Source organism: Tropicimonas sp. IMCC34011 (assembly GCF_003390865.1).
GTDB lineage: Bacteria > Pseudomonadota > Alphaproteobacteria > Rhodobacterales > Rhodobacteraceae > Tropicimonas_B.
Map to the genome: position 1 here is coordinate 231,278 of NZ_QMEJ01000004.1, position 23,548 is coordinate 254,825.

Annotated in this window: 26 protein-coding genes; 14 read left to right on the forward strand and 12 right to left on the reverse strand. The window is 66.1% G+C overall.

Annotated features, from left to right (window positions below):
• Positions 1-19 precede the first annotated feature (19 nt).
• From proC to DQG15_RS13140, 3 genes are read left to right on the forward strand one after another with little or no spacing between them, the layout of a single operon-like run.
• On the forward strand, positions 20-820 hold the full coding sequence (gene proC, locus DQG15_RS13135; RefSeq protein WP_116085919.1) for a pyrroline-5-carboxylate reductase: 801 nt from the start codon (positions 20-22) through the stop codon (positions 818-820).
• Complete coding sequence (locus DQG15_RS18415; RefSeq protein ID WP_198665148.1) at positions 817-1,158, forward strand: tRNA-binding protein; 342 nt, start codon at positions 817-819, stop codon at positions 1,156-1,158. The genes proC and DQG15_RS18415 overlap by 4 nt, the downstream gene beginning before the upstream one ends.
• Positions 1,155-2,114: a D-glycerate dehydrogenase gene (locus DQG15_RS13140; protein WP_255415139.1), complete on the forward strand. Its 960-nt coding sequence runs from the start codon at positions 1,155-1,157 to the stop codon at positions 2,112-2,114. The genes DQG15_RS18415 and DQG15_RS13140 overlap by 4 nt, the downstream gene beginning before the upstream one ends.
• A gap of 15 nt (positions 2,115-2,129) precedes the next feature.
• Here DQG15_RS13140 and DQG15_RS13145 read toward each other — a convergent pair whose 3' ends face one another.
• Positions 2,130-2,960: an urea carboxylase-associated family protein gene (locus DQG15_RS13145; RefSeq protein ID WP_232830844.1), complete on the reverse strand. Its 831-nt coding sequence runs from the start codon at positions 2,958-2,960 to the stop codon at positions 2,130-2,132.
• Between the two features lie 99 nt (positions 2,961-3,059).
• Between DQG15_RS13145 and DQG15_RS18205 the strand changes: the two genes are divergently transcribed.
• Together DQG15_RS18205 and DQG15_RS18210 are read left to right on the forward strand one after the other, a co-directional pair.
• The gene (locus DQG15_RS18205; protein WP_157968991.1) at positions 3,060-3,224 is read left to right on the forward strand and encodes a hypothetical protein; all 165 of its coding nucleotides are present in this window, start codon (positions 3,060-3,062) and stop codon (positions 3,222-3,224) included.
• 88 nt (positions 3,225-3,312) lie between these two features.
• The gene (locus tag DQG15_RS18210; protein WP_157968992.1) at positions 3,313-3,474 is read left to right on the forward strand and encodes a hypothetical protein; all 162 of its coding nucleotides are present in this window, start codon (positions 3,313-3,315) and stop codon (positions 3,472-3,474) included.
• Between the two features lie 157 nt (positions 3,475-3,631).
• Here the strand turns inward: DQG15_RS18210 and DQG15_RS13150 are convergent, their stop codons facing one another.
• From DQG15_RS13150 to DQG15_RS13195, 10 genes are all read right to left on the reverse strand, one after another.
• Positions 3,632-4,411: a succinate dehydrogenase iron-sulfur subunit gene (locus DQG15_RS13150; RefSeq protein ID WP_116085920.1), complete on the reverse strand. Its 780-nt coding sequence runs from the start codon at positions 4,409-4,411 to the stop codon at positions 3,632-3,634.
• Positions 4,399-5,235, reverse strand: a complete 837-nt coding sequence (locus DQG15_RS13155; protein ID WP_116085922.1) for a hypothetical protein — start codon at positions 5,233-5,235, stop codon at positions 4,399-4,401. The genes DQG15_RS13150 and DQG15_RS13155 overlap by 13 nt, the downstream gene beginning before the upstream one ends.
• Positions 5,232-6,077, reverse strand: a complete 846-nt coding sequence (locus DQG15_RS13160; protein WP_157968993.1) for a hypothetical protein — start codon at positions 6,075-6,077, stop codon at positions 5,232-5,234. The genes DQG15_RS13155 and DQG15_RS13160 overlap by 4 nt, the downstream gene beginning before the upstream one ends.
• Before the next feature lie 2 nt (positions 6,078-6,079).
• On the reverse strand, positions 6,080-6,430 hold the full coding sequence (locus tag DQG15_RS13165; RefSeq protein WP_232830845.1) for a hypothetical protein: 351 nt from the start codon (positions 6,428-6,430) through the stop codon (positions 6,080-6,082).
• A gap of 127 nt (positions 6,431-6,557) precedes the next feature.
• Complete coding sequence (gene sdhA, locus DQG15_RS13170; RefSeq protein ID WP_116085925.1) at positions 6,558-8,360, reverse strand: succinate dehydrogenase flavoprotein subunit; 1,803 nt, start codon at positions 8,358-8,360, stop codon at positions 6,558-6,560.
• Positions 8,361-8,370: 10 nt separating this feature from the next.
• Positions 8,371-8,742: a succinate dehydrogenase, hydrophobic membrane anchor protein gene (sdhD, locus tag DQG15_RS13175; RefSeq protein ID WP_116085927.1), complete on the reverse strand. Its 372-nt coding sequence runs from the start codon at positions 8,740-8,742 to the stop codon at positions 8,371-8,373.
• 14 nt (positions 8,743-8,756) lie between these two features.
• Complete coding sequence (gene sdhC / locus DQG15_RS13180; protein ID WP_116086350.1) at positions 8,757-9,146, reverse strand: succinate dehydrogenase, cytochrome b556 subunit; 390 nt, start codon at positions 9,144-9,146, stop codon at positions 8,757-8,759.
• A gap of 201 nt (positions 9,147-9,347) precedes the next feature.
• The gene (locus DQG15_RS13185) at positions 9,348-9,554 is read right to left on the reverse strand and encodes a DUF1737 domain-containing protein (protein WP_116085928.1); all 207 of its coding nucleotides are present in this window, start codon (positions 9,552-9,554) and stop codon (positions 9,348-9,350) included.
• Positions 9,551-10,105 (reverse strand): NnrU family protein, encoded by a 555-nt coding sequence (locus DQG15_RS13190; protein ID WP_116085930.1) that lies wholly within the window; start codon positions 10,103-10,105, stop codon positions 9,551-9,553. The genes DQG15_RS13185 and DQG15_RS13190 overlap by 4 nt, the downstream gene beginning before the upstream one ends.
• Positions 10,106-10,763: 658 nt before the next feature.
• Positions 10,764-11,594: a CoA ester lyase gene (locus tag DQG15_RS13195; RefSeq protein WP_370454187.1), complete on the reverse strand. Its 831-nt coding sequence runs from the start codon at positions 11,592-11,594 to the stop codon at positions 10,764-10,766.
• Positions 11,595-11,801: 207 nt separating this feature from the next.
• On the opposite strand from DQG15_RS13195, the gene DQG15_RS13200 reads away from it, so the two are divergent.
• From DQG15_RS13200 to DQG15_RS13215, 4 genes are all read left to right on the forward strand, one after another.
• The gene (locus tag DQG15_RS13200) at positions 11,802-12,122 is read left to right on the forward strand and encodes a hypothetical protein (protein ID WP_116085933.1); all 321 of its coding nucleotides are present in this window, start codon (positions 11,802-11,804) and stop codon (positions 12,120-12,122) included.
• A 111-nt stretch (positions 12,123-12,233) separates the two neighbouring features.
• Complete coding sequence (gene mdh / locus DQG15_RS13205) at positions 12,234-13,196, forward strand: malate dehydrogenase (RefSeq protein ID WP_116085935.1); 963 nt, start codon at positions 12,234-12,236, stop codon at positions 13,194-13,196.
• Between the two features lie 18 nt (positions 13,197-13,214).
• A complete protein-coding gene (locus tag DQG15_RS13210; protein WP_116085937.1) occupies positions 13,215-14,069 on the forward strand; it encodes a hypothetical protein in 855 nt (284 codons plus the stop codon).
• 12 nt (positions 14,070-14,081) lie between these two features.
• On the forward strand, positions 14,082-14,948 hold the full coding sequence (locus tag DQG15_RS13215; protein ID WP_116085938.1) for a putative nucleotide-diphospho-sugar transferase: 867 nt from the start codon (positions 14,082-14,084) through the stop codon (positions 14,946-14,948).
• Here the strand turns inward: DQG15_RS13215 and DQG15_RS13220 are convergent.
• Positions 14,945-15,988: a glycosyltransferase family 2 protein gene (locus DQG15_RS13220; protein ID WP_157968994.1), complete on the reverse strand. Its 1,044-nt coding sequence runs from the start codon at positions 15,986-15,988 to the stop codon at positions 14,945-14,947. The genes DQG15_RS13215 and DQG15_RS13220 overlap by 4 nt on opposite strands.
• A 185-nt stretch (positions 15,989-16,173) precedes the next feature.
• Between DQG15_RS13220 and sucC the strand changes: the two genes are divergently transcribed.
• The 5 genes from sucC to DQG15_RS13245 all read left to right on the forward strand — a co-directional run bounded on the left by sucC (position 16,174) and on the right by DQG15_RS13245 (position 23,518).
• Complete coding sequence (gene sucC, locus DQG15_RS13225; protein WP_116085941.1) at positions 16,174-17,367, forward strand: ADP-forming succinate--CoA ligase subunit beta; 1,194 nt, start codon at positions 16,174-16,176, stop codon at positions 17,365-17,367.
• Between the two features lie 134 nt (positions 17,368-17,501).
• A complete protein-coding gene (sucD, locus tag DQG15_RS13230) occupies positions 17,502-18,383 on the forward strand; it encodes a succinate--CoA ligase subunit alpha (RefSeq protein WP_116086352.1) in 882 nt (293 codons plus the stop codon).
• A 239-nt stretch (positions 18,384-18,622) separates the two neighbouring features.
• A complete protein-coding gene (locus tag DQG15_RS13235; protein ID WP_116085943.1) occupies positions 18,623-21,598 on the forward strand; it encodes a 2-oxoglutarate dehydrogenase E1 component in 2,976 nt (991 codons plus the stop codon).
• Between the two features lies 1 nt (position 21,599).
• Positions 21,600-23,171: a 2-oxoglutarate dehydrogenase complex dihydrolipoyllysine-residue succinyltransferase gene (gene odhB / locus DQG15_RS13240; protein ID WP_116085944.1), complete on the forward strand. Its 1,572-nt coding sequence runs from the start codon at positions 21,600-21,602 to the stop codon at positions 23,169-23,171.
• Complete coding sequence (locus DQG15_RS13245; RefSeq protein WP_116085946.1) at positions 23,168-23,518, forward strand: hypothetical protein; 351 nt, start codon at positions 23,168-23,170, stop codon at positions 23,516-23,518. Before odhB ends, DQG15_RS13245 begins: the two co-directional genes overlap by 4 nt.
• Positions 23,519-23,548: the final 30 nt, after the last annotated feature.

Below are 23,548 nucleotides of genomic sequence, written 5' to 3' on the forward strand. Positions count from 1 at the left end.
AACGCGGGAGAGGACCGACATGGACATGACCGATATCACGGCCCGGGGTCTCGTGATCCTGGGCTGCGGAAAGATGGGCTCGGCAATGCTGGAAGGCTGGATCGCCGACGGTCTTGCACCCGAGTCCGTCACCGTTCTGGATCCGACGCCCTCCGACTTTCTGAAATCGACCGGATGCCGCCTCAACGCGGCCCTGCCCGAGCGCCCCGCCCTCGTCCTTCTCGCGGTGAAGCCGCAGATGATGCAGGACGCGCTGGCCCAGGTCACGCATTACGGCGGCGGCGATGTCCCTGTCCTGACCGTCGCGGCCGGACTGCCGATCCGCTACTACGAACGCGCGTTCGGGGCCGGCACGCCTGTCATCCGCGCCATGCCCAACACGCCCTCGGCCGTGAAGCGCGGCATCACCGCGATCGTCGGAAACGAGGGCGGCTCCGCCTATCTCGATCTCGCCGAGGAGCTGCTGTCTGCCGTGGGACAGGTCGTGCGGCTCGAGAGCGAGACACAGATGCGAACGGTCACCGGCATTTCCGGCTCCGGTCCGGCCTACGTCTTCCACATGGTCGAGGCGCTGACCGAGGCCGGCATTCGCGAGGGACTGAGCGAAGAGATCGCGGGCCAGCTCGCCCGCGCCACGATCTCGGGGGCCGGTGCGCTTCTCGACAGCTCGGACGAGAGCGCGGCCCAGCTCCGCACCAACGTCACCTCCCCGAAGGGCGTTACCGAGGCCGCCCTTCGAACGCTGATGGAGGAGCTGCCGGACCTGATGCACCGCACGGTCAAGGCCGCGATCAAGCGGGACGAGGAGCTGTCGAAGTGACGGAAGAGGCGACGTTCGACGACTTCATGAAGCTCGACATCCGCGTTGGCCGCATCGTCGCCGCCGAGCCGTTCCCCGAGGCGCGGAAACCGGCGATCAAGCTGCGCGTCGATTTCGGGCCGGAGATCGGGGAAAAGAAGAGCTCCGCCCAGATCACGGCCCACTACGCCCCGGAGACCCTGCCCGGACGGCGGGTCCTCGGCGTGGTGAACTTCCCGCCCCGGCAGATCGGCAAGTTCATGTCCGAGGCGCTGGTTCTCGGGGTGCCGGATTCGGAGGGCGAGGTCGTCCTGATCGAGCCCGAGCGGGATGTGCCCGTCGGCGGACGGCTCTTTTGACGGCCCGCATCCTCATCACCCGGCGCCTGCCGGACCGTGTTCTGGAGATGGCCCGCACGCTGGGGGAGGTCGTCGTCGACGAGGAGCGCGCGGCCTACGGCCCCGGTGACGCCGGAGCCGCGCTCGGGGAGTACGACGCGATCGTGCCGACGCTGGGGGATGCCTTTACCGAGGCCGCGTTCGCAGGCGGGCCGCATCGCACGAAGATCCTCGCGAATTTCGGCGCAGGCTTCGGCCATATCGACGTAGAAGCCGCGTCGCGGGCCGGCATCGTGGTCAGCAACACGCCCGGCGCCGTCACCGAGGCGACCGCCGATATCGCCCTGACGCTGATGCTGATGAGCTGCCGCCGGGCGTCGGAGGGCGAAGCACTTCTTCGCTCGGGCAAGTGGACGGGCTGGACGCCGACCCAGCTTCTCGGCCTCCACATGTCCGGCAAGACTTTGGGCGTGATCGGCATGGGGCGCATCGGCCGGGCCGTCGCTGCCCGCGCGCATCACGGCTTCGGAATGGACGTCGTCTTCTGGAACCGATCGCCGGACCGGGACGCCGGCGTGCCCGCCCGGCAGCTTGGCCGGATCGAGGAGGTCATGTCTGAGGCGGACGTCGTCGTGATCGCCCTCGCCGCGGGACCGGGCATGGCCGGCATCATAGGCGCGGACCAGATCGCCGCGATGCGCCCCCACGCCCACCTCGTCAACATCGCCCGCGGCGAGCTGGTGGATGAGGGGGCGCTCATCGCCGCCCTCGAAGGCGGCCGGATCGCGGGCGCGGGCCTCGACGTCTACGAGACCGAGCCCGACGTGCCGGCGGCCTTGCGCCGCCTGCCGAACGTGTCCCTCCTGCCCCATCTCGGCACAGCCGCCCTCGAGGTGCGCGAGGCGATGGGGATGATGGCACTCGACAATGTCCGCGCCGCCCTCGAGGGCCGTGAGCCGCCGAACCGCGTCGCCTGATCCGGGGTCCGGCGATCAGATCCCGTGGGACCGGTCGTAGGGCGCAGGTTCCGGCGATGCCCACGCGCCCTCCCCCTCGAACACCTCGATCAGGAGAGGGCGGCAGATCGCTGCATCCGACGAATGCTCCGCGCCGCAATCTCCGCCGGGACAAGCGCTGAGGGCGATCAGCAGGTCTATCTCCGCGAAGAACTCGATGAAGTCTCCTTTTCGCGCCGGGCTCGCCTTCATGAAGTACTGCCCCGTATCGCGCGTGAAACCGGTGCACATGAAGACGTTGAGAACGTCATGCACCCGGCCCTCCGCCTCCCCCGGTGGCAATCCCAGCTCCCGGACGAGGGCGCGGGTCAGGTTCGAGTGGCAGCACTGGTGATACGGTGCACCTCCGAGGCGGACGTGGGTGTAAGGGTCGCAGCGCGTTCCGATCACGTCATGCACAGCACCCCCATCAGCATCGATCCCGTACCAGTCCAGGCTGTCTTCCAGGATCGTCGCCATCGGGCGCAGGTACGGAAAGGCGGACCAGAGCCGGTCGCCCTGCCCCACATGCGTGCCATGGAGGGCGCGGGTCTTGCCAGAGTAGAAACGCTCCGCCGGATCGTCGGCCGCCCAGAGGTTCAAATCGCCGACCTGCGAGCCTTCGGGGCAGGAGATCCGGAATGCGCCGCCCGCCGGAACGCGCGCCGTGCGCGCCTCCCTCGGCGGAACCGTGACGCTGCCGGCTGCGCACATGGCCGCCCGGCGCCCCGCCCGCGCCGCCATGTCCACCGGCGGCAAAAGGACAGGATCGTAAGCGATGACGGGGGGCGCCGCGGGGCGGGCCTCTGCGTCCGCGGGGCCCTTCACCGGCGCATCGCCCTTGCCGCAGGGACATCTTCGAGACAGGATGACGGGAACCGGCCGTCCGGGGCCGGGGCATTCAAATCAAGGAATTGGAGATCGTCCATGTCCGTGCTCATCCGCAGTTTCGCCCTTCTGATGACCCTCGCCGTGATCGGGGCCTGCACCCCGATGCCGTCGCAACCCCCGGCTGCTACCGAGGAGAACCTCGATCAGGATCTGGACGGAGACGGCATCATCGATGGCGAGCAGATCGTCTTCGAAAGCTGACCCTCCCGCAAGCGGATCCGGGAACCCGATTGCGGGAGATGTCTTGGGTCATGCAACCAATCGAAAAAAGTCCGACATGGAGACCGTCATGACCAACCTCAAACTGTCCGCCCTGCTCGTCGCCTTTGTCGCGGCGCTGTCCGCCTGCGCCCCGACCGGGATGCAGAATTCCGGCGCGACCGAAGCCAATCTCGATCAGGATCTGGACGGCGACGGCATCATCGACGGCGACACCACCGGCATCAACTGAGGGTGTCCTGACATCCAATGATTTACGTGAAACGCGTCGCCCCCTCGGGTGGCGCGTTTTTCGTTTGCGCTGACGGCGGGGGCACAACGCATCGCCCGCCATGAAAAAGGGCGCCGCGATCCCTCGCGGCGCCCTTCAGCGTTCGTGTGCGACGGCCTCACACGTGGCGGTCGACCATCATCTTCTTGATGTCCTGAATCGCCTTGGCCGGGTTCAGACCCTTCGGGCAGGTCTTGGCGCAGTTCATGATCGTGTGGCAGCGGTAGAGCTTGAACGGGTCTTCCAGATCGTCGAGCCGCTCGCCCGTCGCCTCGTCCCGGCTGTCGATGATCCAGCGGTAGGCGTGCAGCAGCGCGGCCGGCCCGAGATAGCGGTCGCCATTCCACCAGTAGGACGGGCAGGCCGTGGAGCAGGACGCGCACATCACGCATTCATAGAGGCCGTCGAGCTTCTTGCGGTCCTCGATGGATTGCCGCCATTCCTTCTCGGGCCGCTGCGTCTTGGTCTCCAGCCACGGCATGATGCTCGCATGCTGGGCGTAGAACAGCGTCAGGTCGGGAATGAGGTCCTTCACGACGGGCATGTGCGGCAGGGGATAGATCTTCACATCGCCCTTCACCTCATCCATGCCATAGATGCAGGCCAGCGTGTTGATCCCGTCGATATTCATCGCGCAGGAGCCGCAGATGCCTTCCCGGCAGGAGCGACGGAAGGTCAGCGTGGGATCGATCTCGTTCTTGATCTTGATCAGCGCGTCCAGGATCATCGGACCGCAGGTGTCCATGTCCACGAAATACGTGTCCACGCGCGGGTTCTTTCCGTCATCCGGATTCCAGCGGTAGATGTGAAAGGCCCGGACGTTTGTCGCGCCCTCCGGCTTCGGCCACGTCTTTCCCGTGGTGATCTTGCTGTTCTTCGGGAGCGTCAGTTGCACCATGATAGGGTCCTCGCGGTCCGAGCTGTGTCCCCGGCGATCCGCCGCAGGCGTGCGACGTCCTCGGGATAATGGCGGTTTAGCACATCGAGCAGGCCGGGCGAACGCCCCGCGGCACCTGCAATCGTTCTGAAGATGGGGTCCGTGGCGGCAATGCGCCAGCGGGACGAAAGGTCGCTCGCTCCCGGCGCCGCATGTCCGGGGGAAAAGGAAGAGCCGCCGCCGTAGCTTGCCTGACCGCCAACTCCGTTGTCGAGCATCGGCAGGCGAAGCGCATCGAGACGGCGGGCGCGGTAGTCCGCATCCTGCCGCCACCGGTCGAGCGACACGGAAACACGCCCCTCGCAGGCCGTCAGGAGGGCGACATACTGCGAGACGGCCCGGCGGAGCGGTCCAATGCCGCGCGCGCCCTGCGCCGTGCCGGCCTTGCGAACGCGCACCAGCTTCAGGAACGAGGCGAGCCAGTTGAGGAAGGAGCGATGAACGACGATCTCCGTCGCCGGCCGATCCCAGCCCTCGGGCGTCGCGGTGCCCGGCAGACGATCCTCGTAGCTCACGAGATGCGCGCGCGCGGTGCGCCCGTCAGGAAACTGCGGGAACCAGCGGGTCGTCCGGAAGCTCGGTCCGTGACGGTCGCCGCGGGGCGTCTCCATCAGCGCGTAGGTGTCGAAGGGATCGCCCGGCGCGCAGTCATTCAGAAAGACGCACTCGCCCGGTACGTTGCGGCGGAGCCAGTCCGCGATAGCATGGTTGCCTGAGCGCCGCATGCCGAACATCGCCAGAAGCGGCGGCTGATGGGACCCGGGGTGCGCAACCTTCACGTTCATGTCCGCGGCCCCCCGACGGCACCGGCATGCTTGCGGACGAGCGCCACGACCTCGCGCCGCTTTTCGTCGGGCAGGCCCAGCCCGTTGATCTCCCGGATCAGCTCGAGAACCGCCGCGGGAATGGAGACGTTGATCCGCGGCGGCTCGATCAGGGCGTCGATCGCGGCTTCGCCCATGCCCGCCTCGCGCAGCACCGTCCGCCCGACGCGGCCGTCTGCCTCGTCCTCGAGCGTCACGATCCGCGCCCGCGCGCCGAGCTCCGCCTTAAGATCGGCGGCGAGCCGCGCCGGCATGGTCGGATCCGGAAACGCGCGGCAGAACCCCGCGTAATCCATCGTGCCGCCGCCGTTGCGAACCTTCTGGTTGTGGCAGGACCGGCGCAGCGCCTCCCCCTCTCGCGTATAGAGGACGAAGATCACGTCCTGCCCCTCGAACGCGGTGAGGAGCGCGTCCACGACGGCGCGGGGGCCATCGCCGTAGGTCGCGCCGAACAGGGTGCCGGATGTCACGCCGAGGAGGTTCTCGTCCGAGATCAGAACCGTATCCTGCGGGGCGGCGGCCGCCCATTGTGCCAGCTCCTTCGCCGCGCGCCTGAGGCGGTGCCGCGCACGGAATCCGCCGCGGCTGAGGATACGGTAGGCGGCGAGCCGAAGCTCCCGCGTCCGATCTTCCCGCACGGCGAGCGCCATGTCCTGCTCGAGCGCATTCTCGTTGGCGCGCAGCATGTTCTGGATCGCGGTGGAGCCGGTCTTCGGCAAGCCGGCATGGATCACCACACGCTTGGCCCCGGACCGAGCCCCGGCGCCGCCGGCCGCATCGCGGGTGAGATGATCCGCCGCCACGTTCACTGCGAGACCGGCTGTCCGAAGAGGTTCGGAAGCGCGCGGGTCGACAGGCAGTTCAGCGTGCCCGGCTCTTGCAGCACGTCGGTCACGACCTGAATGCTGCGGGGCGAGGGCTGGGCGCGGCCGGCATCCGCCGCGACGGTCACGATCTGGCGCGCGCTGGCGTTGTTGATGATGCAGTCCGTCACCGGCTGCACGGTCGCGCCGGGGAAGCGCTCGGCGACGACATTGTTCACGACCTGCCGCGCCGCCGTCCGCGCCACCTGATCGGCAACGACGGCTGCGCAGCCGGGCAGAGAGAGGACGGCGACCAGCAAGGCGGGCCGCAGAAAGGTGAGAGGTCTGGTCATGGTATGCATGAAGGGCGAACCGCTCCTTCCTCCCGAACGTTCCGCCCCCAGCGGCGGGACTCGATCACGTTTCAATCGTCCGGGCGGCCCGGGCAGCGGATCTTCGCCGTCCGGGCCATCCCGATCGTCAGTAGACGCGCTGTTTGGGCGCGATGCGGGCGAGGTCGATCCCGCCCTCTTCCTGCACCGACAGCGGATCCAGATGGACGGGACGGTAGGTCAGGTCCACCTTGCCGTTCACCCGCGCGAGCGTGTGCTTGCGCCAGTTCTCGTCATCCCGGTCGGGATAATCCTCGTGGGCATGGGCGCCACGGCTTTCCTTGCGGGCCTCCGCGCCGACGATGGTGGCGAGCGCGTTCGGCATCAGGTTGGTCAGCTCGAGCGTCTCCATCAGATCCGAATTCCAGACCATGGAGCGGTCGGTCACCTTGATGTCGTCCATCTTGCCGGCGACCTCGTACATCCGCTCAACGCCCTTCGCGAGCGTCTCGTCGGTCCGGAAGACGGCGGCATCTTCCTGCATCACCTTCTGCATCTCGCCGCGCAGCGCCGCCGTCGGCGTGCCGCCGCTGGCATGGCGCAGGCTGTCGAACCGCTCCAGTGCCTTGTCGAGGGAGGCCTTGTTGAGCGTCGGCGCCGGGCTTTCGGGATCGACGATCGAGGCGGCCCGGATGCCGGCCGCGCGGCCGAAGACCACAAGGTCGATCAGCGAGTTGGAACCGAGGCGATTCGCACCGTGGACCGAGGCGCAGCCCGCTTCGCCCACCGCCATCAGGCCCGGCGCGATGCGATCGGGATCCTCGGCGGTCGGGTTGAGGACCTCGCCCCAGTAATTGGTCGGAATGCCGCCCATGTTGTAATGCACCGTCGGCAGGACCGGGATCGGCTCCTTCGTCAGGTCCACCCCGGCGAAGATCCGGGCGCTCTCGGAGATGCCCGGCAGCCGCAACGCCAGAGTTTCCGGCGGCAGATGGTTGAGGTGCAGGAAGATGTGATCCTTGTCGGGACCGACGCCGCGCCCCTCCCGGATCTCCATCGTCATGCAGCGGCTGACCACGTCACGGGAGGCGAGATCCTTGTAGGTGGGCGCATAGCGCTCCATGAACCGTTCGCCCTCGGAGTTGGTGAGGTAGCCACCCTCGCCCCGGGCGCCCTCGGTGATGAGGCAGCCGGCGCCGTAGATGCCGGTGGGGTGGAACTGGACGAATTCCATGTCCTGCAGCGGCAGGCCCTGACGCGCCACCATCCCGCCGCCGTCGCCGGTGCAGGTATGGGCGGAGGTCGCGGAGAAGTAGGCCCGGCCGTAGCCGCCCGTCGCCAGCACCGTCATCTTGGCGGAGAAGGCATGCAGCGAGCCGTCCTCGAGGTTCCAGGCGAGCACGCCCTGGCATTCGCCGTCCTCGGACATGATGAGATCAGTCGCGAAATACTCGATGTAGAACTCGGCATTGTTCTTCAGCGACTGGCCGTAGAGCGTGTGGAGGATGGCGTGGCCCGTGCGGTCTGCCGCGGCGCAGGTCCGCTGCACCGGGGGGCCTTCGCCGAATTCGGTGGTATGGCCGCCGAAAGGCCGCTGGTAGATCTTGCCTTCTTCGGTCCGGCTGAACGGAACACCGTAATGCTCAAGCTCGTAGACCGCTTTCGGCGCCTCGCGCGCCAGGTACTCCATCGCGTCGGTGTCGCCGAGCCAGTCGGAGCCCTTCACGGTGTCGTACATGTGCCACTGCCAGTGATCCGGGCCCATGTTGGACAGCGATGCGGCGATCCCGCCCTGCGCCGCGACGGTATGCGAGCGCGTCGGGAAGACCTTGGTGATGCAGGCCGTCTTCAGCCCCTGCTCCGCCATGCCGAGCGTCGCGCGGAGACCGGAGCCGCCGGCACCGATCACGATGACGTCGTAGCTGTGATGGGTAATGTCGTAGGATGCCATGTGGGTCTCCTCAGAGCGCGAGGCGGGCGAGAGCGAACAGCCCCGTCGCCATCGCGGCATAGCTGATGCAGATCGTCGCGAGGACCAGCGCCTTGCGGGTCAGCCCGTCGCTGTAATCCTCGATCGCGGTCTGTGCGCCATGCCGGAAATGGTTGAACCCGACGACCAGCATCAGCGCGGTGACGATGGCATTGAAGGGGTTCGCGAAATGCAGAGCGACGTCGGCGTAGGGCTTCCCGATGGCGGGGCCGACGACGAAGACGAAGAGCGGCGTCAGGATCACGAGCGCCACCGAGGTGACGGTCATGTGCCAGAAATGCTCGGTGCCGGAGCCGGCGGCGCCGCGCCCCGTGGCGCGCTTGCGGTCGGTCATGTAGGCCATATCAGTCGCTCCGCTCAGACCAGAAGGATCGTGATGAGGGTAAGGATCACCGAGCCCACCATCGCCGCGATGCCGAGGCGTTCGGCGGTCGCAACCTCGAGCCCGCGGCCCGTATCCCAGTAGAGATGCCGGAGGCCGGCAAGCGCGTGATACCACAGCGCCAGCACCGACAGAGTCATCACGATGTCGATGATCCAGCTCGTCAGAACGCCGTCCGCCCGTTCGAACGCTTCTGGACCGGCAGAGGCAGCGAGCAGCCACCAGACGATGAGAAGCGCCGCCACCAGCATCGCAAGGCCGGTGATGCGAGTCAGGATCGAGCTCACCGACGTGATCTGGAGGCGGTAGTAGGGCCCGAGCATGAAGGGCGAAAGCGGGCGTTTGCCCCGGTTCACGTCTGGCATGGATGTCTCCCACTGGACGGCGATGCGGGATGCACCACGCGGCGCGGCCCGGATCATGTTTCTCCCCGTCCTAGCCGATTTGGCGCCCAAGTCACTCCCCCGAAGAGCAGATCAGACGTTATATCGCAGGCGCCGGGGCAAATTTATCGGCGATGTGATCACACGTTGTGAACGCGTGATCACAAGTTTGATCAAAAGGGACTACTGGTCGGACAGCTTCATGCCCGGTGTGTAGGTTCCGCCCGGAACCTCCTTCGTCACCGCCTGAGCGCAGCGCATGACGCCGTTCGCGGTATCGAACGCGTAGGACGGGTCACCGTGAAGCTCCCAGCCCTGGTTCAGCGCCGCGGTGACCTTGTGACAGAAGTCCGACGTGTCGTCGCCGGTCAGGTAGCGATAGAGCTTCATCCGTAGGTTCCCAGGAATGGATTGTGGCCGAGCCAGACATGGATCGCGGCGATCAGGGCGTAAAGCACCACGGTTCCGGCGACGTTCATGAGATCGCGCCGGACCGGCCCTTTCGGCGGCCGCGCCCACGGGCCCGATGCATTCAACGCCAGGATTTCGGCAACGGCCCAGAGACCGATTCCGCCGAACAGCACGAGCGAGGCGGCATCGCCGTTCACCAGAAGATGCGCGATGGACCAGAGAATGACTGCGGTCAGCATCGGGTGCCGCATGTAATGCGCGACGCGGCCCTTCATGTGACCGGCGCCGAGCAGGAAGATCGCGACGAGCATCAGCAGGTTGTTCAGGTGCCCCATACCGGGAAGTGGCGCATAGATCGGCGTGAACGCCGCGCGCTGGTAGCCGATCACCATCAGCACGATTCCCGCGACGATTCCGGCCGCGATCAGCCCTTTGGCCGGACCGGACGGTTCCGGCTTAGTGCGCCGCACGAACCGGACATAGAAATGCGGCAGGACCCAAAGCAGGACACCGAGAACGAGCAGGAACATGGCGAGGCTCTCCGAGGCCGGAACGCGTGGCTGTGCAAGTCCGGGAGCGAGCCGCGAGTGTGACCGGCCCGGATCCTGGAAACCGTAACGTGGCCCGGCGGCAGGGGCCAGTCCGGTCCGCGTCCATCACTAGGGGCGTCGCAGGGGGAGGACGCTTCTTGGGAGCCGGGGGCCTCACGGACCGGCTCGGGAAAGATCCTGCGCCTGCTGCCCCGTACCCCGGCACCCGGGGGTCACTCGAAGCCGATGCCGCCCGCTCCCGCCTCAGTGGCGCCGGATCTCAGCTATCCGATGGAGTATCGATGGAAACGGACCTCTCCCTTGGCGAGCCCCGCCGCGGCACCGACCCGGATGAACCCAAGGGGTGATCAGCCGCCGCGCGGCCGTAGAGCATGTTGCAAAAGCATGTCCCCAAGCACATTCCGGGCAACCCTTGGCCGGTGCCGATCGCCCTGCCTGAAGCTTGATGCGTAGACGCCCCATCTCGCCTTCGCTCTCTCCGGGAAGCGCCATCGGAGCGAAGTATAGATCATGTGCCGCCACGAGCATCCGGCGTTCGATCATCGGGCCGTAGGGACGACCGCTCCGCTTTCAGGTCGGATCACACGATCGAACCACAGCTTCGGGCCCGTCGGCTGCCACGCACTTGGCCCTCCCTCTATACGCTCTGCGCCTGTATCTTCGCCACGCGCTCCAGCAACCGCTTAGCGGCCCTGACGTGGAGCGCTTCGACGATCTTGCCGTCGAGCACGGCCACGCCGAGCCCGTTACGTTCGGCCTCCGCGAACGCATCGATCTGCCGCCGGGCGAGTTCGACTTCCGTGGCTGAGGGCGCGAAGATCTCGTTCGCAGCCGCGATCTGTGAGGGGTGGATCAGCGACTTGCCGTCCATCCCCAGCGCCAGACCCTGCGCGCACTCCGCGCGAAAGCCATCTTCATCCCTGACGGCATTGTAGACACCATCGATACAGGCAACCCCTGAGGCCCGCGCCGCCAGAACGCAGCTCTGAAGCGCCATCTGCAATTCTGCCCGGCCCGGCCCAGGACGGCAGGCGAGCTCCGCGGCGAGATCGTTCGTCCCGATGACCAGCCCCCTCATGCGCGGTACCGCCGCGATTTCGGCGGCATGAAGAACGCCGGAAGGCGTCTCCGCCATCGCCCAGATCTCCGGCCCGTCCCCGATGACCCGCGCATATGCCTCAACAGCCTTCGCCCCGGATATCTTGGGCAGCAGGACTGCATCGGCATGATTTGCCGCGGCGAGATCGTCCCGCCCCCACTCTGTGTCCAACGCGTTGACACGGAGTATCGTCATCCTGCGGCCGAAACCGCCCTCGGCCAGGGCTGCCGCCGCCGAATCCCGTGCCCGCGCCTTTTCAGCCGGAGCGACCGCGTCCTCCAGATCAAGGATCAGAGCATCCGCCGGCAAGCCCCTTGCCTTTGCCAGCGCCCGCGCATTCGACGAGGGAACATAGAGCAGTGATCTCAATGGACGCGTTGATGTCATGATTCGCCTTTCAGAATCGTTATCATCGGACGGAAACTTGCCCTTTTGCCGCTTCGAACCTCAAGCCAGCAGGAAAAACGTGGGCGCTGCGAAAAACATGCTCCGACATTTACCCTTCAAAAACCTCTTGCGGCGATGCTGTTCAGGCCGACCCTCCGACAGCCCGGTTCTCGCATGGAAGGACACGTCATGCCCCTCGCGCTTCGCATCACCGTCCTTGCAAACCTGCTCGCAGGCCTGACCGCCGATGCGAGCTCTGCTCAAGTCTTTCGCCACTGCGCGGCGCGCGACACCGTGGTTGGACGGCTAGCGGAAAAATACGGAGAATCGCGGCAGACGATCGGCCTCGGAACCGGAAACCAGGTGGTCGAACTCTACGCGTCGGCCGAAACGGGAACCTGGACGATCACGGTCACCAAGCCCTCCGGCGAGACCTGCCTCATGGCGACGGGTCAGGCTTATGAGCCCGTCGCCGAAAAGCTCCGCGCCGTTAACGAAAACGATGCCTGAATCGTCCAGCTGCCTCGGCTGGCTCTTCCCCCCTCTTGCCCGCGCGCTTGCGAAAACGGTCCCGAAGGCTTACGCAGCCCCGCGACATATCCACTTTCGGGAACCCATTCCATGTCCAGACCCAAGATCGCGCTCATCGGCTCAGGGCAGATCGGCGGAACCCTCGCCCATCTTGCCGCCATGAAGGAACTTGGCGACGTCGTTCTGTTCGACATCGCCGAGGGTATCCCCGAGGGCAAGGCGCTGGATATCGCCGAGAGCGGCCCCGCCGAGGGCTTCGACGCTCACCTCTCCGGCACCCAGGACTACGCCGACATCGCCGGTGCCGACGTCTGCATCGTGACCGCCGGTGTGCCGCGCAAGCCCGGCATGAGCCGCGACGACCTGCTTGGCATCAACCTCAAGGTGATGAAGGCCGTCGGCGAGGGCATCAAGGCCCACGCGCCGGACGCTTTCGTGATCTGCATCACCAACCCCCTCGACGCGATGGTCTGGGCGCTACGCGAGTTCTCCGGCCTGCCGCACGAGAAGGTCGTCGGCATGGCGGGCGTGCTGGATTCGGCCCGCTTCCGTCACTTCCTGAGCCTCGAATTCAATGTCTCCATGAAGGACGTCAGCGCGTTCGTGCTCGGTGGCCACGGCGACACGATGGTTCCGCTGACCCGGTACTCCACGGTCGCTGGCATCCCCCTGCCGGACCTCGTGAAGATGGGCTGGACCACTCAGGAGAAGCTCGACGCGATCGTACAGCGCACCCGCGACGGCGGCGCCGAGATCGTCGGCCTGCTGAAGACCGGCTCCGCCTTCTACGCTCCGGCGACCTCCGCGATCGAGATGGCCGAAGCCTATCTGAAGGATCAGCGCCGCGTCCTGCCCTGCGCCGCCTACGTGGATGGCGCGCTCGGCCTGAAGGGCCTCTACGTCGGCGTGCCGACCGTGATCGGCGCCAATGGCGTCGAGCGGATCGTCAATATCGAGATGACGAAGAGCGAGCAGGCGATGTTCGACAAGTCGGTCGAGTCGGTGAAAGGCCTCGTGGACGCCTGCAAGGGCATCGACGAAACTCTCGCCTGATCGAAGGCGGGGAGCGAGGTGGATCGCGGTTTCGTCTTCGGTGCTTACGGCGAGCCTTATGGCCGGCTCGCCGCTCAGGCTGCCCGCACGGTACGCGCGATTCACCCCGACATCCCGATCGATCTCTTCGCGGACATCGCCCCCGAGGGGGCGGATGTCTTCGACGAGGTCCACATTCTCCAGGACGCTCACTTCCGGCCGAAATTCGAGGCCCTGATCCGGTCGCGATTCGAGCGAACTCTTTATCTCGACAGCGATATCGCGATGGTCGCACCGGTGAATGACGTGTTCGACCTGCTTGGACGGTTCGACGTCGCGGCGGCCCACGTCCAGGTGCGCATGCCCGAGGATGACCTGCAGGCGACGCGGCCGATCCCGGCGGCCTATCCGCAGATCAATGCCGGAGTCCTCGGAATACGCAGATCCGATGCCACGCGCGCATTCCTCGAGACGTGCGTCCGGACCCTTGTCGAGACCGGAGCGACGCAGGATCAGCCGATCATTCGACGGGCTCTCTACGAGGGGGACCTGCGGCTTGCCGTCCTGCCGTGGCAGTACAATCTGAAGAACCTGCGCCTGCTGGTCTCGATGCACCGCCAGAGCCTCGCTCCACGGATCATTCATTCCTCCTATTTCCATCGCCGTATCGGGGATCACCGGGTTCCGAGCCTCGGAGAGGTGATCGGTCCAAGGGCGATGGCACATATCGAGGCCATGATCGCCTGCGATCCGACCCTCGGCGGCGACGGGCGGGAGGTTGCTCCCATGTACGAGAGCCTGCCGGGGTTTGCCTTTCTTAAGAAACTCACGAACAGACGACGCAAGCGTCAGGGCATCGAATTTCCGAAGCGCCTGCCGCCCGGCCTCTGGTAAGGAACGGTCCCAATGAGTGACGCCATCGCCCCGACGGGAACAGGCTTCGTCTTCGGCGTTTCGGGCGCTGAATACGCGCAACTGGCCGCCCGCGCGGCGCAGACGCTGCGCGCCGTCGCACCCGACGCGAATATCGACATCTACACCGATGCCGAGGTGCCGGACCGGATCTTCGATCAGGTCCACAAGCTGGAAATGAGCTGGTTCCGCCCGAAGTTCGAAGCGTTGCGGCGCGCCCGGTTCGAGCGCGTCGTCTACCTCGACGCTGACATGTATTTCCTCGCCGATATCTCGGACATCTTCGAGGTGCTGGAGGAATTCGACTTCGCCGCCTGCCACAACCAGCGACGCAATTCGGACTGGTCGAACACGCTTTGGCGCCGACCGCTGCCGGCAGCTTTCCCGCAGATCAACGGCGGCCTGATGGGAATGCGCAAGAGCCCGGAGACGCTGGCTCTGATCGAAGAGACCGAACGCGCGCTGCAGGAAGAAAAGCTCGACAAGGATCAACCCGTCCTGCGGGAGCTTCTGTTCCTGTCCAAGCTGCGGCTCGCGATCCTGCCGCCCGAGTACAATTTCGTCGAGTTCCGCATGGCGGAATCGATGAACGAGAACCATGCCGCGCCGCGGGTCCTGCACCATTGGCGTCTGCGCTGGCACATCACCCACGGCACGCAGCAGATCCATAACATACCGGGCTATATGGGACCCGGCCTCTACGAGCATATCAAGCGGCTTGTCGCGAATGACCGCAACCTCGGTGCGCCGAAAGTGGCCAAGATAAAGCCCTACGCCGATACCGGCGTTCTGGGCGGCCTGCGCTTTTCACTCGAGCGATCCCGCAGGAAGCGGTGGAAACGCAAGGGCTCCTCGGACTAGCCGAGGCGCGCGAACCGTTCCTCGTTCTCGGGTCCGAGCGCGGCGTCGAACGCGGCCGCCGAAATATCGACCCGGTCCCGCAATCCGATACGGTCGAGCGCGGCGGCGGGGTCGATCAGCGGCGCGGCGATCCGCCCTTCCCCTGCGAGCGCCTTCTCCTGCTCGGAGGTCAATTCGAAGAGGCTGGCGTGGAAGGCAAGGATCTCGCCCAGGGTCCGGCAACCGTCCCTGACGCGGCGGACCTGCCGCTGGCGCTCCTTGTGCAGCAGAAGCGTGATCGTTTCGTCCGGAGCCTCCGCGTAGCGCAAGGTCTTGGCGGCCCAGTGCATCGGGGTCAGCCCGTCGAAATGAAGGATCGCGGCATGGCTCGCCGTGCGGAAGGGCGGCACGATCGAAGAGCCGCCCTCGACGGGCGCCTTCGGGGAGTGAACGTTGAGACGATAGCCCCGCCCGGTCCGGGAGAGGCCCTTGCCGACGGGATAGCCTGCGAACCCGGCCTGGAGGTAGGGCAGCATCGGACCGTAGATCTCCCGCATCCGGGCTTCCGGAACGCTGCGGCAAGGCTTCCGGAATCGCCCCGAAAAGATCGAACCGGCCTCGTCCGTCTCGCCCCAGCATCGCTCCCAGTTCCGCAGCTTGAGCCAGCCGTGGTCCGGACCGAGTGCGGCCAGCTCCTCGGTCAGAGGCCGCCCCAACCACAGGAACTCGTCCGCATCGATATGCAGGAGCCAGTCGACCTTGGTGCGGTTGTAGGCCCAGGTCGCATTGGCGAGTTGCCGGACGGATTGCAGAGGGGGACGCTGCCGCTTCCGCCGCCCTTCCCAGTACTCCGCGTCACAGCGAATGACATGGCAGCGGTCGATGCGCCTGAGTTCGTCAAAGACGGGGTCGCCCGGATCGTCGAGGAAGATCCTGACCTCTTCGGCGCCGAGGGAGAGGTGCCAGGCGACGAAGGCAAGGACGAGTGCCGACGGCTCCCGTACGGTCGCAACCACGCCCCAGCGCGCTTCAGTCACGTGCCCGCCGAAGATGAGTCGCACGCTCGGGCAGGTCGTTGCCGAAAGATCCGGCGGCATTCCGAAGCGTTGTGATCACACCCTGAAATCGTGTGATCACGTATGTCGCTTTTTTCATCTTTTTACCTGACGCCTACGTTCTTCGCGTTAGACTTGGGTCAAGCGGCGTGCAAATGCACGTCTGAATCGCAGCAAGACGGGATGGTCTCGTGAATATCCATGAATATCAGGCGAAGGCTCTGCTTCGCGACTATGGCGCACCGGTCAGCGACGGACGCGTCGTTCTCAAGGCCGAAGAGGCCAAGACCGCGGCTGGCGAACTCGACGGCCCCCTCTGGGTCGTGAAGGCACAGATCCATGCCGGCGGCCGCGGGAAGGGCCACTTCACCGAAGCCGATGCTGGCGAGAAGGGCGGCGTCCGCCTCGCGAAGTCGGTCGAGGAAGCTGCCGAGGAAGCGAAGAAGATGCTGGGCCGCACGCTGGTAACGCACCAGACGGGCGACGCCGGCAAGCAGGTGAACCGGATCTACATCGAGGACGGCTCGGACATCGAGACCGAGCTCTACCTCGCGCTTCTGGTCGACCGCGCCACCTCCCGCATCTCCTTCGTCTGCTCCACCGAGGGCGGCATGGACATCGAGGAAGTCGCGGCGAAGACGCCCGAGAAAATCCTCTCCTTCAGCGTTGATCCGGCCGCGGGTTACCAGCCCTATCACGGTCGCCGCATCGCCTTCGCGCTCGGCCTCAGCGGTCAGCAGACGAAGCAGTGCGTCAAGCTGATGGGCACGCTCTACAAGCTCTTCGTGGACAAGGACATGGAGATGCTGGAGATCAACCCGCTCATCGTGACCGACAAGGGCGACCTGAAGTGCCTCGACGCCAAGATGGGCTTCGACGGCAACGCGCTCTATCGCCATGCGGACATCGCCGCCCTGCGCGACGAGACCGAGGAGGACAGCAAGGAGCTGCAGGCCTCCAAGTACGACCTCAACTACATCGCCCTCGACGGTGAGATCGGCTGCATGGTGAACGGCGCCGGCCTTGCCATGGCGACAATGGACATCATCAAGCTCAAGGGCGCGGAGCCCGCCAACTTCCTCGATGTGGGCGGCGGCGCGACGAAGGAGAAGGTGACCGAAGCGTTCAAGATCATCACCTCCGACGAGAACGTCAAAGGCATCCTGGTGAACATCTTCGGCGGCATCATGCGCTGCGACGTGATCGCCGAGGGCGTTATTGCCGCGGTTCAGGAAGTCGGTCTCAAGGTTCCGCTCGTCGTCCGCCTCGAAGGCACGAACGTCGAGAAGGGCGAGGCCATCATCAACAATTCCGGCCTAGACGTCATCGCCGCGAACGATCTGTCGGACGCTGCCGAGAAGGTCGTGAAGGCCGTGAAGGGCTGATTGCCGGGCCGGAGCCCCTCAGGGCACCGGCATGGCGGGACAGTCCCCGGCGACATGGAATTGTGCGGGCCGCGCGCGGCCTGCTGGTAATCGAAGAGGCGGCCTTTCGCGCCGCCACCACGAAGGAGGCCCCGATGGCCATTCTCGTTGACGAAAACACCAAGGTGATCTGCCAGGGCCTCACCGGCTCGCAGGGCACCTTCCACACGGAACAGGCGATCGCCTACGGCACCAAGATGGTCGGCGGCGTCACGCCCGGCAAAGGCGGACAGGAGCATCTGGACCTCCCGGTCTTCGATTCCTGCCACGAGGCCGTCGAGCGCACCGGGGCCAACGCCTCCGTGATCTACGTTCCGCCGCCGTTCGCGGCCGACTCGATCCTCGAGGCGATCGATGCCGAGATTCCGCTCATCTGCTGCATCACCGAGGGCATCCCGGTGCTCGACATGATGAAGGTGAAGCGCGCGCTGGAAGGTTCCAAGAGCACCCTGATCGGGCCAAACTGCCCCGGTGTCATTACCCCCGGCGCCTGCAAGATCGGCATCATGCCCGGTCACATCCACAAGCGCGGCAAGGTCGGCGTCGTGTCCCGCTCGGGCACGCTGACCTATGAGGCGGTGCTTCAGACCACCAATGTCGGCCTTGGCCAGTCCACCTGCGTCGGCATCGGCGGCGACCCCATCAAGGGCACCGAGCACATCGACGTGCTCGAATGGTTCCTCGCCGATGACGAGACCGAGGCGATCATCATGATCGGCGAGATCGGCGGCTCCGCCGAGGAAGAGGCCGCCCAGTTCCTCGCGGACGAAAAGAAGAACGGCCGCTGGAAGCCGACCGCCGGTTTCATCGCCGGCCGCACGGCGCCTCCGGGTCGCCGCATGGGCCATGCCGGTGCGATCGTCGCCGGTGGCAAGGGCGGTGCCGACGACAAGATCGAGGCCATGCAGAAGGCCGGCATCGTCGTTGCCGACAGCCCCGCGGGCCTCGGCGAAGCCGTCCTGAAGGCCATCGGCTGAGATCGGTGACGGGCGGCGTCGCATACTCGGGCTCGGGCGTGGCTTCGGCCACGCCCCGCCCTCTGCCGGTCCCGGCAGCGATCTGTCGCCGTCCCTCTTCCGCAACGCAGATCCCGGGTGGCCTCAGGCTGCCCGGATCCCCATATTTCATCCAGACACCCGACCGCTCGCTCCGCCAGGATCCATGCGCGCCACCCCATCGTCGCGAGACGTTTCTCAGCCCCAGGAGCTGACCCCAGATGACCGAGCAGACCTCAAACGACGTCTTCCACGCCTCCTCCTTCATGGAGGGGCAGAACGCGGAATATCTCGAACAGCTCTATGCCCGCTTCGCCGACGATCCCGCATCGGTGGACGAGGCCTGGGCCACGTTCTTCCGCTCGCTCGGGGACATGGACGGAGACGTGAAGTCCGAAGCGGACGGCCCCTCCTGGGCCCGCGCCGACTGGCCGCCGCAACCGAATGACGACCTGACCGCCGCCCTGACGGGCGAATGGGGCGAGGCGCTCGCCCCCGAGATCGCCGGTGCCGGGCAGAAGATCCGCGACAAGGCCGCCGAGAAGAACATCGCCGTGACCGAGGAGGCCGTGAAGCGCGCCGTCCTCGATTCCATCCGTGCGCTGATGATCATCCGCGCCTACCGGATCCGCGGTCACCTTGTGGCCGATCTCGATCCGCTCGGCATGCGCAGCCAGACGCCGCATCCCGAGCTCGATCCGAAGTCCTACGGCTTCCGCGACGAGGACATGGACCGGCCGATCTTCATCGACAAGGTTCTCGGCCTCGAAGTCGCGACCATGCGCGAAATCCTCGAGATCGTCCGCCGCACCTATTGCGGCACCTTCGCGCTCCAGTACATGCACATCTCCGCCCCCGCGGAAGCCGCCTGGCTCAAGGAGCGGATCGAGGGCTTCGACAAGGAAATCAAGTTCACCCGCGAAGGCCGCCGGGCGATCCTCAACAAGCTCGTGGAGGCCGAGGGCTTCGAGAAGTTCCTGCACGTCAAGTACATGGGGACCAAGCGCTTCGGCCTCGACGGCGGCGAAGCCCTGATCCCGGCGCTGGAGCAAATCATCAAGCGCGGCGGTGCGCTCGGGGCCAAGGAGATCGTCTTCGGCATGCCCCACCGCGGTCGCCTCAGCGTGCTCGCCACGGTGATGCAGAAGCCCTACCGCGCGATCTTCAACGAGTTCCAGGGCGGCAGCTACAAGCCCGATGACGTCGAAGGTTCGGGCGACGTGAAGTACCATCTCGGCGCTTCCTCGGACCGGGAATTCAACGGCAATAGCGTGCATATCTCGCTCACCGCCAACCCCTCGCACCTGGAAGCGGTGAACCCCGTCGTCCTCGGCAAGGCACGGGCCAAGCAGGCACAGCTCGGCAGCGACCGCGACACGGTGATCCCGGTCCTGCTGCACGGCGATGCGGCCTTTGCCGGTCAGGGCGTCGTGGCGGAGTGCTTCGGCCTGTCGGGCCTCACCGGTCACCGCACCGGCGGCACGATCCATGTCGTCGTGAACAACCAGATCGGCTTCACCACCGCGCCGCACTTTTCCCGCTCGTCCCCCTACCCGACGGATATCGCGCTGATGGTCGAGGCGCCGATCTTCCACGTGAATGGAGACGACCCCGAGGCCGTGGTGCACGCGGCGAAGGTCGCGACGGAGTTCCGGCAGAAGTTCAACAAGGACGTCGTGATCGACATCTTCTGCTACCGGCGGTTCGGGCACAACGAGGGCGACGAGCCCATGTTCACCAACCCGCTGATGTACAAGTCGATCAAGGGTCACAAGACGACCCTGTCGCTCTACACCGAGCGGTTGGTGAAGGACGGCCTCATCCCCGAGGGCGAGATCGAGGACATGAAGGCCTCCTTCCAGTCCTATCTGAACGGTGAGTTCGAAGCTGGCCGGGAGTTCCGCCCGAACAAGGCGGACTGGCTGGACGGACGCTGGTCCCACCTCGACGCGCAGGGCGAGAAGTACCAGCGCGGCAAGACAGCCATCAAGCCGGAGACGATGCAGAAGATCGGCAAGGCCCTGACCACGCCGCCGAAGGATCTGACGATGCACCGGACCGTGCAGCGTCTGCTCGACGCGAAGTCGCAGATGTTCGAGACCGGCGAGGGGTTCGACTGGGCCACAGCCGAGGCGCTCGCGTTCGGCTCGCTGCTCACCGAGGGCTACCCGGTGCGGCTGTCGGGTCAGGATTCGACCCGCGGCACGTTCAGCCAGCGGCATTCCGCCCTCGTCGATCAGGAGAGCGAGGAGCGCTACTACCCGCTCAACAACATCCGCGAGGGGCAGCAGCGCTTCGAGGTGATCGACTCGATGCTGTCCGAATACGCGGTGCTCGGCTTCGAATACGGCTACTCGCTCGCCGAGCCGAACGCGCTGGTACTCTGGGAAGCTCAGTTCGGGGACTTCGCCAACGGCGCCCAGATCATGTTCGACCAGTTCATCTCCTCTGGCGAGAGCAAGTGGCTGCGGATGTCCGGCCTCGTCATGCTCCTGCCGCACGGCTACGAGGGCCAGGGGCCGGAGCACTCCTCCGCGCGTCTCGAGCGCTTCCTGCAGATGTGCGGTCAGGACAACTGGATCGTCGCCAACTGCTCGACCCCGGCGAACTACTTCCACATCCTGCGCCGGCAGCTCCACCGCTCCTACCGCAAGCCGCTGGTGCTGATGACGCCGAAGTCGCTGCTGCGCCACAAGCTCGCGGTTAACAAGGCGGAGCACTTCACCACCGGCTCCTCCTTCCACCGCGTCCTCTGGGACGATGCGGACACCAACAAGCGCGGCCTGTCCGAAACGCAGCTCGTCCCGGACGAGAAGATCCGGCGTGTCGTCCTGTGCTCCGGCAAGGTGTACTACGACCTGCTTGAGGAACGGGATTCCCGCGGCATCGAGGACGTCTATCTGATGCGCGTCGAACAGTTCTATCCCTTCCCGGCCTTCAGCCTCGTGAAGGAGCTGGAACGCTTCAAGCAGGCCGAGATCGTCTGGTGCCAGGAAGAGCCGAAGAACCAGGGCGCCTGGAGCTTCATCGAGCCCAATCTCGAATGGGTGCTCGGCCGCGTGAAGGCCGATTACCGGCGCCCGCGTTACGTCGGCCGGTCCACGGCGGCCTCCCCCGCCACCGGCCTCGCCAGCCAGCACAAGGCACAGCAAGCCGCCCTCGTCGACGAGGCGCTGACCATCGAAGGAACGAAATGACATGAGCACCGAAGTCCGCGTCCCCACACTGGGCGAAAGCGTCACCGAGGCCACCGTCGCCACCTGGTTCAAGAAGCCGGGCGACACCGTCGCGCAGGACGAGATGCTGTGTGAGCTCGAAACCGACAAGGTGACGGTCGAAGTGCCGGCTCCCGCGGCGGGCACGCTCGCGGAGATCGTCGCCGAGGAAGGCGCCACCGTCGGCGTCGATGCGCTCCTCGCCAACATCGCCGAGGAAGGCAATGCCGGCCCCGAGGAGATGACGCCGAAGGGATCCTCCCAGGAAACCGCTTCCGGTGCCGGCACCGAGCGCGGCGGCGAGGTTGCCGAAGAGGTTGCTGCCGAGAGCGATGGCGGCTCCGAAGGTGGCGAGAGCGTGGACGTGATGGTCCCCTCTCTGGGGGAAAGCGTCTCCGAGGCAACCGTCGCGACCTGGTTCAAGAAGGTCGGCGACAGCGTCAACCAGGACGAGATGCTGTGCGAGCTGGAAACGGACAAGGTCTCCGTTGAGGTGCCCGCGCCCGCTTCGGGTGTCCTGAGCGAGATCGTGGCGGAAGAAGGCACCACCGTCGACGCGTCCGCCAAGCTTGCTGTCCTGACCTCCGGCGGCGCTGCTCCGGCCAAGAGCGCCCCCGCCGAGAAGAGCTCCTCCGCGCCGGCCCCCTCCTCCGATGGCGGCAAGGATCGCGATGTCGAGGATGCGCCGTCCGCGAAGAAGCTGATGGCCGAGAAGGGCCTCTCCTCCTCCGATGTCAAAGGCTCCGGCCGCGACGGCCGCGTGATGAAGGAAGACGTCCTGAACGCGCTGAACAAGCCCGCCGAGAAGCCCGAGGCCAAACAGGCGCCCCGCGCCGCTGCCCCGGCCGAGGATGCCGATCGCGAGGAGCGGGTGAAGATGACCCGCCTGCGGCAGACCATCGCCCGCCGCCTCAAGGAAGCGCAGAACACCGCCGCGATGCTGACCACCTACAACGAGGTGGACATGACCGAGGTCATGGCGCTGCGCTCGGAGTACAAGGAGCTCTTCGAGAAGAAGCACGGCGTGCGGCTCGGCTTCATGTCCTTCTTCACCAAGGCCTGCGGCCACGCGCTGAAGGAGGTCCCGGAGGTCAACGCCGAGATCGACGGCACGGACGTCATCTACAAGAACTTCGTCCACATGGGCATCGCCACCGGCACGCCCACCGGCCTCGTCGTTCCGGTCATCCGCAACACCGACACGATGTCCTTCGCGGAGATCGAGAAGGCCATCGCCGAGAAGGGCAAGCGCGCCCGCGACGGCAAGCTCTCCATGGCGGACATGCAGGGCGGCACCTTCACGATCTCGAACGGCGGCGTCTACGGCTCGCTGATGTCCTCGCCGATCCTGAACCCGCCGCAATCGGGCATCCTCGGGATGCACAAGATCCAGGAGCGGCCCATGGTCGTGAACGGCGAGATCGTCATCCGTCCGATGATGTACCTCGCGCTGAGCTACGATCACCGCATCGTCGACGGCAAGGGCGCCGTGACGTTCCTCGTCCGCGTCAAGGAAGCGCTCGAGGATCCCCGCCGCCTGCTGATGGACCTGTGAGGACTGCCGCACCCAAATCGGGCGGGCGCGGGCGCGGCGCGGCACTGATCGCCGCGCTGCCCCTCCTCGCCGCCTGCGCCGCCCCTCCCGGGGCGGACGTCTCCGTGCGCCACTTCGCCTCGACTGAGACGGCGGGGAACGGCGCGCGGTGGCATCTCTTCGTGTTCGACCCCGAGGAAGCCCGTTCGCTGGACGATCGCATCGCGATCGCAAAGCGCAGCATCGGGCAGGAACGCGGATGCGAGTGGGTCGGTGCTTCCCGCGCGGAGATCGAGGCGCAGACGGCAAAGCAGGGCCAGACGTATTCCCAAACGCTCCTTGCGGCGCCGGTCCGCTGCAGCGCCTGATGCCGGCCCCTCTTGAACGAACGTGCCCCC

Bases quoted from the DNA above. Each gene is read 5' to 3' on its own strand.
- DQG15_RS13200 (WP_116085933.1), top strand. From the start codon at position 11,802: ATGCCCCTCGCGCTTCGCATCACCGTCCTTGCAAACCTGCTCGCAGGC.
- DQG15_RS13155 (WP_116085922.1), bottom strand. From the start codon at position 5,235: ATGAACGTGAAGGTTGCGCACCCCGGGTCCCATCAGCCGCCGCTTCTG.
- sdhD (WP_116085927.1), bottom strand. From the start codon at position 8,742: ATGGCCTACATGACCGACCGCAAGCGCGCCACGGGGCGCGGCGCCGCC.
- DQG15_RS13150 (WP_116085920.1), bottom strand. From the start codon at position 4,411: ATGGTGCAACTGACGCTCCCGAAGAACAGCAAGATCACCACGGGAAAG.
- DQG15_RS13190 (WP_116085930.1), bottom strand. From the start codon at position 10,105: ATGTTCCTGCTCGTTCTCGGTGTCCTGCTTTGGGTCCTGCCGCATTTC.
- DQG15_RS13235 (WP_116085943.1), top strand. From the start codon at position 18,623: ATGACCGAGCAGACCTCAAACGACGTCTTCCACGCCTCCTCCTTCATG.
- DQG15_RS18210 (WP_157968992.1), top strand. From the start codon at position 3,313: ATGACCAACCTCAAACTGTCCGCCCTGCTCGTCGCCTTTGTCGCGGCG.
- DQG15_RS13185 (WP_116085928.1), bottom strand. From the start codon at position 9,554: ATGAAGCTCTATCGCTACCTGACCGGCGACGACACGTCGGACTTCTGT.
- sdhA (WP_116085925.1), bottom strand. From the start codon at position 8,360: ATGGCATCCTACGACATTACCCATCACAGCTACGACGTCATCGTGATC.
- odhB (WP_116085944.1), top strand. From the start codon at position 21,600: ATGAGCACCGAAGTCCGCGTCCCCACACTGGGCGAAAGCGTCACCGAG.
- mdh (WP_116085935.1), top strand. From the start codon at position 12,234: ATGTCCAGACCCAAGATCGCGCTCATCGGCTCAGGGCAGATCGGCGGA.
- DQG15_RS13215 (WP_116085938.1), top strand. From the start codon at position 14,082: ATGAGTGACGCCATCGCCCCGACGGGAACAGGCTTCGTCTTCGGCGTT.
- sucD (WP_116086352.1), top strand. From the start codon at position 17,502: ATGGCCATTCTCGTTGACGAAAACACCAAGGTGATCTGCCAGGGCCTC.
- sdhC (WP_116086350.1), bottom strand. From the start codon at position 9,146: ATGCCAGACGTGAACCGGGGCAAACGCCCGCTTTCGCCCTTCATGCTC.
- DQG15_RS13165 (WP_232830845.1), bottom strand. From the start codon at position 6,430: ATGACCAGACCTCTCACCTTTCTGCGGCCCGCCTTGCTGGTCGCCGTC.
- DQG15_RS18205 (WP_157968991.1), top strand. From the start codon at position 3,060: ATGTCCGTGCTCATCCGCAGTTTCGCCCTTCTGATGACCCTCGCCGTG.
- proC (WP_116085919.1), top strand. From the start codon at position 20: ATGGACATGACCGATATCACGGCCCGGGGTCTCGTGATCCTGGGCTGC.